Origin of the sequence: Nafulsella turpanensis ZLM-10 (genome assembly GCF_000346615.1) — a bacterium.
Lineage (GTDB): Bacteria > Bacteroidota > Bacteroidia > Cytophagales > Cyclobacteriaceae > Nafulsella > Nafulsella turpanensis.
In genome coordinates, this window is sequence record NZ_ANNU01000087.1 from 1 (window position 1) to 13,463 (window position 13,463).

Below are 13,463 nucleotides of genomic sequence, written 5' to 3' on the forward strand. Positions count from 1 at the left end.
GGCGTTAGGCTTCGCCGTAACACCGAAAAAGCCAGTTGACACAGTTGCGTTTACACTCCCGGCTATTCCAGGGATTATTTTGGAAAAGTTCAAATTATGTTCCACAAAGAATTTTAAAATGAAGTTCCTAGCATATCATTTTTATTCCACTTAAATAAAAAAGCCCTAAAAAATATAGGGCTTTTTTGTATATGTTTAATAAATGGGCTTTACTCTTGCTTTTGAGGAACCTCATCGAAAATAACATCTTCCTGGAGAACCTGGGAAACATCTATTGTAGGAAGAAGAAATTGTGAAAAGTTAGTATTCTCCAGTTTAGCATGTAACACACCTCGGGCTGTGCCAACAGTAATCACTGCTAAATGCGTAAAAAAGCCTTTTGGTACTATTATCTTATTCTGCTCATAATCGGCAAAATCTTTAAAAGCATCTGGATCCACTCCAAAATTACAGGTAAGTTTAAGTACAATGAAAGGTTTATCTCCAGACAGAAAGGACACACTGTAAAGTACAAGTAAAGAATTTTCTTCTTGGTTAATTCCAAGCTCAAAACCACTATCAATGTTTACAGTATCACCATCTTTGAAAGAGTCTTTAAGTGTGGCAAATTCAACTGTTTTAATGCCTTTCAAAGCAAAAGGTATCTGAAGTTTTGCCATACATTAAGCGGCCACCGCCGTATTATCTTCTAACTGTTTGGTACTTGTATTCACTGTTACTGTCGCATATGTTCGTAATTCCTGGCGATAATACTGTGAAACACTCTGCTTATTATGAGAGGGCTTCTCAGATTGCGTTACAGCCTCTTTTGGATATGTTTTAGTAAGTATCTGCCTGGCTATGGCTGCAACTGACTCTAAATTTTTCTTAACTATTACTTCATCTTCTCGAACGATAGAAATTAACTCTAATCCTAAAGCCAATTCTAATTTCCCAATAGTTTCTAAAGTGAGGTTTTCCCGGCCTTTCAAGACTTTACTCACCTGTTGCGCAGACACACCTATTTTTTCAGCTAAACTCTTCTGACTCATACCTTGATTACGCAAGGCACGATTAACCTTTATAGCCACTTTAGCTGACTTTTTCAGCCAATGTTTATTTGTCTGGCGAAACTGAGTTTGTTCTCTCCAAGTATTATCTCTTTCTGTTGAAAGCAATTGATTAAATGCTTCCATATTTTGCTGCTTACTCATCTTTTTCAATATCTAGGTAAACAAATTCAACACTTCCTTCATCGTATTTTAGCAAACTTCTAACCTGACTTAGTCTACGAAGTTCTGCTTGCGTATGTGGTCTATCTTCCATCTTGTGAGTGAGCTTTATCGCTCCACCCGTTATTATATATCTATCATAATAATGGATAGCGTAAATTCTTAACCAGCTATGGCTATTACCTTTTGCTTTTTGCTCTTGAAAATCTTTTGTGGAATACTCTCTGTTATCTAATGGACGGAATAGCTGCTCTAAATTTGTTCCGTCTTGTTCCAATAGTTTGGCAAATAGCTCATCTGCCTCATCTAAAGTAATTTCTATAGCTTCATCAATTGTAGTGGGTGCATAGAAACCCGCTTCCAAGTCCTGCTTATTTGCTTCAAAAAATTCCTCCAACCATACGACATCTGACCATTTATCTTGTAGTGAAGTAAGAATACTCTTCCTCGTATCATCGTAAGCTACCGCATAAAGCCGGTCCTTTATTTCCTCAAAGATACAACCTTTCCACATATCATCAACCTATAGGTTTACTTTTTGGTTTAAGAATTTACCGAAAATTTTCATAAACCTATACATTATAATTGCCTTGAGTTCCTGAAGTCATATTTAAACTATCTCTAATTCATAGCCTCTTACCTTGGACAAGCCTCAATTCTGAATAATAAAGGAGTTATTTTTTTGTGTCACAATATTATAAATTAGCCACTGACAGACCTAGATAATGGAAATAAATATACCATTTATCCCAACAACATTTAGTTTAATACCCTACTTTCCTTTTGTATTGATGCCAAGAATAGCTAGGAACGAATATTAATTTTAATGAACCTGTTCATCATGGTACCTCCACTGACAATTAATAGGACCTAATTAAAATAACACCTTATCAAATAGTCAGCAAGATCTAAACCTTTCACTTTCTCTTCCCCTGTCGCAACGTGCTCAAGAAAGTCACTTACAGTAATATTTGCAAAATCTTTCAATTCATTAGCTTTTGCACTCCATAAATCAAAAGCTCTACCATTCATCGAAATATCAGGGAATAAGACAATTTCCCTGCCAGCAAGCGAATGTAATCTCTGTTGATTAAGCCATGAAAGACTACCTATAGCTAACCAAATAAATTCAGAAAAGAAAGCGGAAGCGATAACAGCTGTTTTTGGAGCCTCTACAATTGCTACTGGTTTATTTTGTTCTTGTAGGGCTAAATGCAAACCAAATGGCACAGGAAATTTCTCCGCATGCTCAATATATTCTTTTAACCAAACTGGCACTCCCCTCCCCTCTTCAACAAACTTTTGCTGAAGAGCTTTATGAGCCCAGGTAGTGCAGCGTTTACCTTTCACTCGTAAAGTATGGCCAGTAGTGCTATCGAATGACACTACCTGCCCTCCAACGCACTGACCCTTACCGTCAATGAGCCAAAATACTGTTGCCCCTGGCCAATGGTTTGACGTTCCAATGAAGTAATCTTCAACTAAGTTCGATACTGTTTTTTCATCAATGAACTTAAGTAAAAAATTGATAAAGCTGTTTCTCTTATAGGAAGAAACCAAAAGGCTCTTTTTCACAATACCTTTAGGAAAGGACATGATTTGTTTGGAGGGCACTAGGCGTGGACCTATTCTTGTTCTGTAATTTACTGCTTCACAAAGACCAGTATCAGCAAAATACTGTTTTGGTGAATAATGGTAACCACACTGTATTTTTCTGTTACAGATTCCTACATGATCTGCTAGATACTCTCCCGTTTCAATACTTATGTAACGAGAAAATTGACGCCTCTTACCACATCCCACACAGGTGTACCTGCTATTAGGCCCCTTATATTTTTCCAGTATAAATTTAAAATACCCCATTAGATTAAAGGTGAATTTTAACAGTAAGTGGCAATATTGTCAATATTGACAGAAGGTATTAAAACCTTTTTCCACAGCAAGAAAAAATGAATTTCATATTGCCAAAGACCAGGCGATGTTATGGCAACATTGACAACTTAAGTGGCAAAATAAAAACCTATCTAATCATCGGAATTAGCCATTTTTGCCCAAAGTACCAATATTGCCAGTATTGCCAGTATTGCCTTAGTAGAGTTTTTCATAAATCCCATGACCTACCTTTGTAAACAGATCTTTCCTATTTAACAGCCTGTCACAGGTCCTTTTAGAAATATCACAAGAATCTGCATTAGCTATTGCTTCCTTTCTTGTGACTTGCTCGTTGAGTTTATTATACCAGTTTTGAACTTTTACCGGTTCCTTATCAATTGGAATACTATCAAATAGAACTTGATATACCTTTTCGGCCGTTCCTCTAAAGTATTCTATCAACTGCAACGCTCCTTCTACAGATTCTCTCTCAACCACAAGATTGCTTCCTTCCCCGCATGCCCACCGCATTAATTGTAGAATCAGACTTAGCCTTAATGAATAAGCTTCTAACTTGATATATACTCCCTCCAGTCTTTCATCAAAAGTTGTGTTTATCTTTTGTGTATTCATTCGAACCCATTCCCAAAGTATTTCCTTAGCATCTGTGTCTAACGGTAACATTACAGGAGCAGATTCTCCTCTACTATTGACTGTCATTTGAACGTCAAACATTTTATTTATAATGTTTTCCCACTCTTTTAGCATATCAGGATTAATCTCCTTTTCATTCCAGCTTTCCTTCTTGACACCATCCGGATAAGCAAACAAAATTCTATCAGTGAAACCAACCTTTGACCGACTGTTTTTTGCTAATTCCTCCAAAACGGCAGGTTGTAATGTCCCTGTTACCGTGATAAAGGCCGGACTTATCCTAACTCCCCTACTCATTTTGCGATCCGCACTTATTGTACCTTGATTCCAAGCTTCCAACCAAAATTCCTGCTCCGAGCCACTACTGTAACGGTTAAAATTCTTTACCCAACCAATTAATTCATCCTTATAAAGCAAAAGCCCTCTAGAATTATTTCTAAGACATGATAAAAGCGCTTCTGGAGTAGCATCCTGGACCAAGGTATGTGACCACTCAGGTCTTTCAAGATCAGAAACGTTATTTTCTTCACGTTCCTTTTTAGTCATAGAAATTGCCTGTTCATATTCAGTAAGTCTTTTTTCATATTCTTTGTAACTTACTCCATCTCGCTTATCAATAGGTGATAAAATAGCTTTTAAAGCATGTGTCTTAATTACTCCTGGCTTTCCTACAAGCGCTATATATAAAACAGCTCCAGAATTAAACCCCTTCTTATTCTCTAGCATAAAGGAGTTACCAATAGCCGCACTGAACGCAGCCAAACTAGCTGCACCAGTATAATCAACCGGAAATAACAGACAGCGATTAAGCTCACTTATTATCCTTTGTATCCTTGAAGGGAACGCATGAACTGGAAAACTTTTACTTGCGGTGTTAGCAACAAGTTCATCAATATGACTTCTAATGCTTCCTAATAAGCCTTTGTCAAAATTTGGGGTAATTCCTATTTCAACGTCAGACAACGACTCGCGAGAAAGGAAACTGTTATTGGGTGTGTTTTCAGCCATATGACACACCTCCTATCTCACATATCAGCATTCTTCGATTGGAATTATCAGGAGAGATAAATCCATGACCTACAACACGATTGCCCAGTAGAGAACCATAAACATATTGCAAAACCCCTAAAAGATTAGTAATTTCACAAGAGCTTTGCTTCAACAGAAAAGCCTTAGGGGTGTAGTTGTGCCTACTCATAACTCACCCCTTTTTCTTTTTATACAAAGCTCAACATCTTCTCTTTTGAAAAGTGTTTTACGACCCACCTTATCATAAGGCAGCTCTCCCCGCTTCATGAGATTATGTATAGTACCTAAGGAAATCTTGTACTCTTCGCAAATCTGCTTACGGGTTAAGCGCTCATGATTTTCAAGGCTTTTTACTTTAACCTTCAATGGGTTATCCTGAAAATACTTTGCGATTTCCTCTTTAAACAGTGCCCTGAGCTCGGGCGCTGTAAGTGATGTAAAAAATAATTTATCCATTGTGTGCTATTTTGAATTCACACAAATAAACGGAGGTTTAAAAAAAATTACCTCCGCCCGGGGGGGGCGTTATGTGGGACTTTTTTTTCTTTAAGGCTATCAGTGAATTCCATTATAAGCTTTTGGACCAACGGATAGTATATAAATACCCTTTTGACAACTTCTAAATTTAAAATATTGTGGTCATTAAGTTCTTTATCTCTGATTAACCCGTCCACATAATATTTTGCCTTTTTATGTTGCCTCCAGGAGCCACTACTCCCATCTTTTTGCTCAGCGATAGACTTAAATGAATTTCCGTACTGATTTGGATTTAAAATGTCATCATGAATAATATTTGCTTCTTTCAAAAAGTGGTGACATAAGGCAAATTGCTTTACAGAAATCTTTTCAGCATATCCTTCATAGTATTTTTGGTTTTTTGATAGGCCTCTTAATACTGCCTTTTCCACTTCAGGTTGTTCTGCCACAGAAAACAATTCACTTACCTCATTCAAAATATCCGCTTTAAACCCTTGGCTCAAAGCTTGACTGTACCACTTATCAGAAGGCTGCAGATCAACACTTATAAATGGTGCTATATTGTCAAAATACTCGACCTCATTTGCCAACCATTTTTTTAAAATTTTTACATATTCGAGCTCTTTACTTGAATATTCCTCTAGAAGAGACGCTCGTTTTATGCGGTATCTTTCGCTATTTATTTCAAGCTTGTGCTCATTTAAGTCCCGGATACGCCCATTCTCAATTAGCTCTTTTGTATTAATTTGTTTTAGTAATCCCTTAGTTAAATCCACTAAATACTCTTTCAAATCAGTGTCCGTACGCACTGGACGTATCTCCATTTTTAAATATGGATTGTACCGTACCTTCTCATGTAAGGGAAAGTTATTTTCAATATGATGATAAACTCCCTTAACTCCTCTAAAGTAATTAGTCTTAAATGGAAATGTATTCAGCCATTTACGGTATATAGAACAAAGATCAAGTAACATCTTATGCTTAACCCTTACATCAGGATTACTGTATTTAATAAAGAAAATCAAACGCTTAATCTTCTCACCACTTATTTCACTCACTTTCAAACAACTTCCTCCACCTTTCAATGCCAGCTTCAAAAACATAAGATAATATTCTAATCCAATTGGATTACCAAAGCCACGAGGCAGCTCCCCAAAGCTATATACATTCGCTTGAATATAGTCAGTTATCTTTTCGTACCAGTTAAAAGAATCAATGTGTTTCAAAATTTGATATTCCGTGAACACTACTTGTCTAGCTACTTTATTAGCTACAGCCGAATACTGTCCTGCAGAAAACCAAGGAGCCTCATTCAATTTCTGATGTTCAGGGCAGCAGTTTGGAAATTCACTATACCATTCTTGTACTTCCTTTAGTATACTTTTATGGAAATTGCAACAATCGGGGTAGGCTTTACCTGTCTCCTTACTAATGGGTGACAGGTAATTCTCTGGTGCTTTTATGACCCTGTGGGGAATATCTACAGATGGAGGTTGTATCTTTAAAATTCTTGGATGATTAACCAACAGTTCGAACGAAACATTTATTCTTATTTCTGGGGGCAGCACTCTTGCGAACATGTTCATCCCAAACGATCCAGAATTCCTCATCTTAAAAAATTATTATCAATTATACTTCTATTTAAGAGCCCATCAGTGCCATTTTTACGACATCCATTTCTGCTTTCTTTGGTATATTCACATACTTGGAAAAACTCTTGTAATCCTTATGGCCAGTGAATTTCATTACTATATGTGCAGGCACCCCTCTTTGCATAAGGTTAGTAGCAAAAGTACGGCGACCTGTATGAGTGGTAATTAATTCATACTTTGGTAAATATTGAGTAACCTTCAGCTTTCCCTGAAACTTATGCACCTCAAATAGCTCATCTACTTCTGCTAGCTTACAAAGCTCCTTTACATAACTATTCATTTTTTGATTTGACACTGGGTGTGTTTTCCCTGAAATTAAGCGGCCAATTATCCTTTCGGCTTCTACTGTTAAAGGAATCTCAACAAACTCGTTAGTCTTTTCTTGCCGGATATTGAGCGTTCTGGATCCTTCATCGTCCTTCTTGATGTGTTCTTGTTTAATCCGACTATAATCAGAATAGCGAAGTCCTGTTAGAGTGGAAAGTATTAACAGATCTCTTATGTTAGAAAGATAGTTTTTACCTACAAGTTGTACTTTCCTAATCTTTTCAACCTCTTCAGCTGTAAGTACAACTTTTAAAGTATCAGGCTGCTGTATGGCTTTGAAGTCTTGAAAGCCAGCATTATCCGTATACTTATGCTTAACTGCCCAATTCAAAAACATTTTAAACAGCTCAATATATTTGGCTGTTGTTTGAGTATTAAGTCCAGCTTCTTTATTTGCTACTTTATAAAAGTAATCCTGGAGACGCCCTAACACGTCAACTGAAATTATATTCAACTGTAACGGAATCTTTAAATGTGCTTCAAATCCCCTTAGGTGGTTTTCCAAAGCTTTGAACTTCACAAAGCTCCGCTCCTTAAAATTATGCTTTTTATAATCCAGGTAAGAATCCCACGCCTTCCAAAAATGCACATTAGCATTCACCACCTCCTTTTTTGGCTTAAGCTGCTCTCTTATATATTCACCGTTAGCTTTTAACCCTTCAGCTTTAGCGCTTTGATAAATGTTCAAAACTCTGTTTTTGAATGCTAGCAGATGGGCATTCATTTCCACTGCATTAGGGTTAGCAGAAAGAACATTTTGATTCTTACCCCAGTGCTTAGGAAGAACCGAATAGTCTGATTGAATTTTAATCCTCTGTGCTCTGCCATCAGTGAGTACACATATGATACGAGTAACTCCTTTCGCACTTGGATCTTTTAAGAGTAATCGAGTGGTTGCCATGTTATATTATCTGGTTTATACCACAAGTTACATATTTTACAAAGGGTACACAATGGGGTACACATTATTTTATTTCAGTGCATTTCTATGAACTAAATAAAGTGAAAAATTACACTAATTCGCTATTTTACAGCTTTTTAGCATTTACTAAAATTCACAAAAGCACAAGGGTTCCAGACCCTCCTCCTCTGCAAAAAAGCTTCACAAAGCTTCAAAACCCTTCAGAAATCGTTTCTGAGGGGTTTTTACCTCCGGGGCCCTCCCGGAAAATCCCTTCCGATTCACCAAATGTTTCACTGGTGTTTCACACAGCCCCGAAAGTGTTTCACACTTTCAACTTATTAAGTTTCAACAACTTAACCCACCTTAAAAATGGAGACGAAAATGTCCCTCAAATTCTTCCTGAAGGAAGGAAAAAACAACCCCGAACGCGCTAAAATTAACCTGCGCATCATTGTAAACCGGCAAAAAGCCGAAATTGCCACCAGCTGCAGCATCCCGCTCACCGATTGGGATGAACACAAGCAACGCTCCAGAACCAGCCAGCAGGTAAATATGGAGCTGAACAAACTGGAGACTAAAGTACTTCAGCTGAAAAATATCCTGGAATATGAAGAGCGGCCTATCTCCGCCCGAATTCTGATGGATATGCTTACGCAAAAGGAAACACTTCATTCCACCCTCCTGGCCTTTTACCAGAAGTTTATTGACCACACTTCTGAAAATCCGGAATTGAGCCCGGAAACCATATCACTTTATAAGCAGACCTATGGTTATGTCGAGCGCTTTACAAAGGAAACTTATAAAGCACCGGACATTCCTATGAAGCAGCTTGACTACAACTTTGTCATTCGCCTGGACCAGTACCTGCTGAAGAAAGGGCTGAAAAGGAATACGGTCAATAAGCACCACAGCCGCTTCCGCACTTTAGTTAATAGAGCGATCTACGAAGGAGGATTAGATAAAACCCCTTATCAGAATTTCACCCTCAGAAATGAAAAGGTGGACCGAAAGCCTCTGAGCAAAAAGGAGCTGAAGCTGCTCACCGAGCATGAGCTGGGAGGAAACCGCAGCCTGCAAATTGTCCGGGACATATTCGTCTTCTCCTGCTACACTGCCCTTCGGTATCAAGATGGTCAGGACCTTGAAATGAAGCACATAGAACTTCGGGATAATAACCAGAAATTCAAAAAGTTCATCTGTATCAAACAGCACAAAACAGGAGGGGATTTAGAAATACCAATCCTCGCCCCTGCCCAGGTAATTATCGACCGTTACGATAATGAAGAGAGGAAGATTACAGGAAAGATTCTCCCACGATTCAGCAATCAGAAAATTAATGCCTATCTGAAAGTAATTGCCGATTTGGTAGGTATAAAAAAGACCCTCACCCATCACGTTGCCAGGCATACCTGTGCCACCACCGTTCTATTGGCGAATAATGTACCTCTGAAAGTCGTCAGCAAATGGCTTGGCCATAGCAGCATCAGGCAAACAGAGGTATATGCCAAGGTTTATACAGACTATATGGGTGAAATTGCAGACGAGCTGGAGGGAAAAATTTAAAGGACATGGAAAGTTATCAGAAATTCAAGCAATTCATAGACCCGCAAAAAGCGGAACAGAATGCTCAGCAGCTATTATCAACAATGTCGGAGGTACAGGGAATTTTCCTGTACCTTCAAACCCATACAGACCTGAGCATTATCCGGTCACTTACAGTAGTTGAACAGCACTTAAAGACAAAAGAAGGAAAGAATCTTCCAGACTTATTAAAACCTATCTCTGAAGAATATCCGGAGCTTAAACTACTTCCTGTTTACCGCTCTGCTGTCAGTCACTTCAGCCGGCATTTCCCGGCAGCCGCCGTAAGGGATTACATCAAAACCAAAGAAGCCATACTTGAGCAGCAGGATTACAGTCAGCCCGAAAACAGGGTATTCCTGAAGGTACAGGCAATTGATTGGGAAAAAATCTTTGCTTTTCTGGAAGATCACTACTTTCTGCTGTCGCTCTGGAATAAGATTAAAACCCACCATCCTGAAATGATTGCATTGGCAAAGGGGTTTGCAGCTGAAATAAGCAATAATGTCCATAATTACCTGGAAGCGGAAGAGGCATCTGCACTTGACTGCCTGATTGGCAAATCAAAGAAGAATAAAGGCATCAATATACGGATGACTTCCAGGGTGAAGGAAGCCCTTAAACAACCTATGGTTGAAGCCTTTGACCGCCTGAAGGAACTGGCACTGCAGAAAGACTGCAAGCTTACGGATTTTGAACTCTTGCTTCCAACAATAAAAGCAGCCCTGGAAAAGGTTAATCTCAACAAATTATCCATTAAAAAGGTCATGCTGCAAAAATTACTGGAATACATCAAGGTCGACAAAGGAGATGAGAGCATTCAATTCCTAATCCTGCACGATCTGCTTAAGCTGCTATACCCTTATAAATTCACCCTTGATGCCGCTTTTTTAAAGGAAGGTCCGATCTTTAATAAGAATGGAAGCATGGATGGAGAGGTCCGAAAAAATAAGATCCGGGAAGCAAAAAAGATCATGGGCATTCCTATTAATGGATAAGCTGCCGTTTCCCCTTGTTTAATCTTTTTCTTTTTACTTAATACAATAAAGGATTTATCGAAAAACTACCTTAGTAGTAGTATTTCGGTAAGTCCTTTTTATTCTGTCCAGTTTTCGACTTTTATATTTTGCAGTCGGACAAAGTGCTTTTCATTATTTGTCACTAAAATCATATTATTTTTAATGGCCGTAGCCCCAATGAAAAGGTCTAAATCATCAACAATACTTCCTTCCTTTTTAAGTCTGGCTTTTTCCTTCGCGTAAATATCTAAGGCTCCATAAATTGGAAGTTGTTTAAAATTATCAATCAAATCATTTATAACAAGCCTGTTCTTTTCTGGATTAGCACTTTTTTCCACTCCATACTTTAATTCCGCAACGGTAATCTCAGAAATGAAGAGGTTTTCAAATCCTATTTTTTCTATTTTTTCAACCAGGCCATATCTGCCTTTAAGGAAGTAAATACAGATATTGGTATCTAATAGATAATCCATTACAAATCCTCAATATGCCTGTTAGTATAGCGGCTTTCTCTTATGTATTCGATTATTTCTTCTGCACTTTCTTCAGACTCCCAGGCACCAAACAATTTTTTCCAGGAATCATCCTTAGCTTCTTTTTTTGTTCCTTTGAGGGAGTCGGTAATCTTGCTGATTAATTCAAGTTTTACATCGGTACTCAAGTTTTTCACCATCCGAAATATATTTTCTGCCATGTCTATTCTATTCGCTTCCATATTAGATCATATTTAGTTCTTGAAAATAACGAAAAATATTAATATTTAGGTTCGTGCTCACTTTTTTGTACTACGGCCTACTGCTGCAGCTGCTCTGTTCCTTACCGTTTTACCATAACAGTACCTTCCGGAAAGAAGCCCCAATCTTTGATCAACATAGAAGTATGACCGGAGAGGTCCGGAGAAAAAAGATCAGGGATATAAAAATGATCATGGACATTCGAATCAACGGTTGCCGCTAATCTACTGAAATAAGCATCATAAAATCAGAGCGAACGATAAAGGAAATTGTTCGTAAATTTAAGAATGGAAAACCTGTTGGATAGAATTACCCTAAACCCTGATATTTGCCATGGGAAACTAACGATCAGGAATAAAAGATATACTGTTGATCTGATTCTCGATTTGCTAGCTTCAGGAATGACAGCAAAAGAAATATTGGAGGATTATCCTGCCATAGAAAAAGAGGATATTTCTGCCTGTTTAGCACATGCAGCAAAAATTGGCTAAGCAAAAACAGCATATGCCCAACTTTTTAGACCATATTGAAATCAATCCTGAAAAGAGATTTAGTAAGCCAATCGTTAAAGGCACGAGGATATCTGTATATGATGTGCTCAACTGGCTCCCAAATGGTATGACCAAAGAAGAAATTATAGAGGATTTTCCCGAACTCTCTGAGGAAAAATCCAGGCCTGTTTAGCCTACTCTGCGAATAAAGAAAACAGGCTTCAAATAAAATCATAAAAATAATTTAGCCACAATACCGACTCAGAACCAACCAATTAGCATTGGTTCTAGGTTTATAAAATAACAGCCACGCAAAAAAGGGGATCCCCCTTTTTGCGTGGCTGTATCTTTTTTGGGGCTTTGATAATCTTTGTAGCATGTTGAAAAATAAAACAACCCTACCGGAGCAAAACGAGAGTTTTGTTCTGGTACCGCGAGCATGGCTTGAATCACTTGCGGAAAACCAACAAAGGATTCTGGAGCACTTAGAAGGAAAGCAAAAGCAAAATCTCACGGGAGATTATATCTCCGAAGAGGTAGCCAAAGAAGAATTTGGCAAGGGCAACACATGGTTCTGGAACAAGCGTAAATCAGGGGAGCTGCCATTCGTAAAAGTAGGCGGAAAGGTCTGGTACCACCAGGCCGATTTGCTAAACCTGTTCAATCATGAAAAATAGCAGCTCCCTCTATTTACCCACTACGTATCCCGTGATAGCCCGTCTATCACCCCCTCACCTGCTGCTAATCCTCTAAGCACATCCCAAAAGCGTTAAATACAATTACAGTTAACGCTCCCCACACAGCGATCCAGTCCGGATCAAATTATTTACCACTAAAACAATCTGAAAATGATTACAAAAAATTGTGCCCACTGCAGCAAAGAATTTGAAGCGCAGCGCAGCAATGCCAAATATTGCAGGCAATCTTGCCGTACGATGGCTTCCAATACGAAAAACGGCTTTAAAATTGGGCGGATTCGTATCAAAGAAAAAGACAAAGATTTGGCTGCGGAAACCCCATTTCAAGTAGCTCCACAAGGCATTAATGGCATAAACACCGGAAGAGCTTATGATGAAGTTACCGGGGCCGGTACCATAGAAAGTTTCTTTGGATCCAGTATAGCCAATATTATCACCCAACTCATTACCCGAGGAGAATACGATGAGCGGATTGCAAAACTTCAAAGAACCCTCAATTACATTGTTCACCTTTTAGAAAAAATAGCTGGAGTTAAAAGACCCCAAGCACAGCCAAATAAAGGCATACCCATTCCAAAAATAAATCAGCAAACTCAAGGTATGCCCCTCATCAACTTCCCTGATGGACCAATGGTATAACATGTCCCAATCCTAAAATGAAAGGCTTGCGCCCATGGTGCAGGCCTTTTTTGTTACCTAACAGGGCTAAAAGCGTTAAATATAATTCCCCATTTTTCGAGCGAAAATAATTTCTTTGGGTAACGTTTACGTAGACTCCTGATGGCTCTATGCAAGATCGATTTTAAACTGATGC

16 protein-coding genes are annotated in these 13,463 nt (G+C 38.4%); 6 read left to right on the forward strand and 10 right to left on the reverse strand.

Features of this window, described 5'->3' with window-relative positions; all coding sequences use genetic code 11:
- Positions 1-209 precede the first annotated feature (209 nt).
- The 8 genes from F752_RS0122785 to F752_RS0122820 form a co-directional block, all read right to left on the reverse strand.
- Positions 210-659: a hypothetical protein gene (locus tag F752_RS0122785; protein ID WP_017734056.1), complete on the reverse strand. Its 450-nt coding sequence runs from the start codon at positions 657-659 to the stop codon at positions 210-212.
- Positions 660-662: 3 nt separating this feature from the next.
- Positions 663-1,193 (reverse strand): helix-turn-helix domain-containing protein, encoded by a 531-nt coding sequence (locus F752_RS25660; RefSeq protein WP_017734057.1) that lies wholly within the window; start codon positions 1,191-1,193, stop codon positions 663-665.
- Entirely contained in the window at positions 1,186-1,725 is a 540-nt protein-coding gene (locus F752_RS0122795; RefSeq protein WP_017734058.1) for a hypothetical protein, read from the reverse strand. Before F752_RS0122795 ends, F752_RS25660 begins: the two co-directional genes overlap by 8 nt.
- 356 nt (positions 1,726-2,081) lie before the next feature.
- Positions 2,082-3,074, reverse strand: a complete 993-nt coding sequence (locus F752_RS24960) for a DUF6371 domain-containing protein (protein ID WP_051049935.1) — start codon at positions 3,072-3,074, stop codon at positions 2,082-2,084.
- A gap of 225 nt (positions 3,075-3,299) precedes the next feature.
- Positions 3,300-4,745 (reverse strand): DUF3987 domain-containing protein, encoded by a 1,446-nt coding sequence (locus tag F752_RS24965; RefSeq protein ID WP_017734060.1) that lies wholly within the window; start codon positions 4,743-4,745, stop codon positions 3,300-3,302.
- A gap of 186 nt (positions 4,746-4,931) precedes the next feature.
- Entirely contained in the window at positions 4,932-5,222 is a 291-nt protein-coding gene (locus F752_RS24970; RefSeq protein WP_017734061.1) for a helix-turn-helix domain-containing protein, read from the reverse strand.
- Between the two features lie 47 nt (positions 5,223-5,269).
- Positions 5,270-6,823: a hypothetical protein gene (locus tag F752_RS0122815; protein ID WP_152425276.1), complete on the reverse strand. Its 1,554-nt coding sequence runs from the start codon at positions 6,821-6,823 to the stop codon at positions 5,270-5,272.
- A 61-nt stretch (positions 6,824-6,884) separates the two neighbouring features.
- Positions 6,885-8,123, reverse strand: a complete 1,239-nt coding sequence (locus F752_RS0122820; RefSeq protein WP_017734063.1) for a tyrosine-type recombinase/integrase — start codon at positions 8,121-8,123, stop codon at positions 6,885-6,887.
- A 372-nt stretch (positions 8,124-8,495) separates the two neighbouring features.
- Between F752_RS0122820 and F752_RS0122825 the strand changes: the two genes are divergently transcribed.
- Together F752_RS0122825 and F752_RS0122830 are read left to right on the forward strand one after the other, a co-directional pair.
- Positions 8,496-9,689: a tyrosine-type recombinase/integrase gene (locus F752_RS0122825; RefSeq protein ID WP_081604637.1), complete on the forward strand. Its 1,194-nt coding sequence runs from the start codon at positions 8,496-8,498 to the stop codon at positions 9,687-9,689.
- A 5-nt stretch (positions 9,690-9,694) separates the two neighbouring features.
- Entirely contained in the window at positions 9,695-10,705 is a 1,011-nt protein-coding gene (locus F752_RS0122830; protein ID WP_017734065.1) for a hypothetical protein, read from the forward strand.
- A gap of 98 nt (positions 10,706-10,803) precedes the next feature.
- Here the strand turns inward: F752_RS0122830 and vapC are convergent, their stop codons facing one another.
- Together vapC and F752_RS0122840 are read right to left on the reverse strand one after the other, a co-directional pair.
- Positions 10,804-11,199, reverse strand: coding sequence for a type II toxin-antitoxin system tRNA(fMet)-specific endonuclease VapC (vapC, locus tag F752_RS0122835; RefSeq protein ID WP_017734066.1), 396 nt, complete (start codon positions 11,197-11,199; stop codon positions 10,804-10,806).
- A complete protein-coding gene (locus F752_RS0122840; RefSeq protein WP_017734067.1) occupies positions 11,199-11,441 on the reverse strand; it encodes a hypothetical protein in 243 nt (80 codons plus the stop codon). The genes vapC and F752_RS0122840 overlap by 1 nt, the downstream gene beginning before the upstream one ends.
- A 306-nt stretch (positions 11,442-11,747) precedes the next feature.
- Between F752_RS0122840 and F752_RS0122845 the strand changes: the two genes are divergently transcribed.
- The 4 genes from F752_RS0122845 (at position 11,748) to F752_RS0122860 (ending at position 13,288) form a co-directional block, all read left to right on the forward strand.
- The gene (locus F752_RS0122845; RefSeq protein ID WP_017734068.1) at positions 11,748-11,951 is read left to right on the forward strand and encodes a DUF433 domain-containing protein; all 204 of its coding nucleotides are present in this window, start codon (positions 11,748-11,750) and stop codon (positions 11,949-11,951) included.
- Positions 11,952-11,964: 13 nt separating this feature from the next.
- Positions 11,965-12,144: a DUF433 domain-containing protein gene (locus F752_RS24975; RefSeq protein WP_316928891.1), complete on the forward strand. Its 180-nt coding sequence runs from the start codon at positions 11,965-11,967 to the stop codon at positions 12,142-12,144.
- Between the two features lie 184 nt (positions 12,145-12,328).
- Positions 12,329-12,628 (forward strand): hypothetical protein, encoded by a 300-nt coding sequence (locus F752_RS0122855; RefSeq protein WP_017734070.1) that lies wholly within the window; start codon positions 12,329-12,331, stop codon positions 12,626-12,628.
- Positions 12,629-12,799: 171 nt separating this feature from the next.
- Entirely contained in the window at positions 12,800-13,288 is a 489-nt protein-coding gene (locus F752_RS0122860) for a hypothetical protein (protein WP_017734071.1), read from the forward strand.
- Positions 13,289-13,463: the final 175 nt, after the last annotated feature.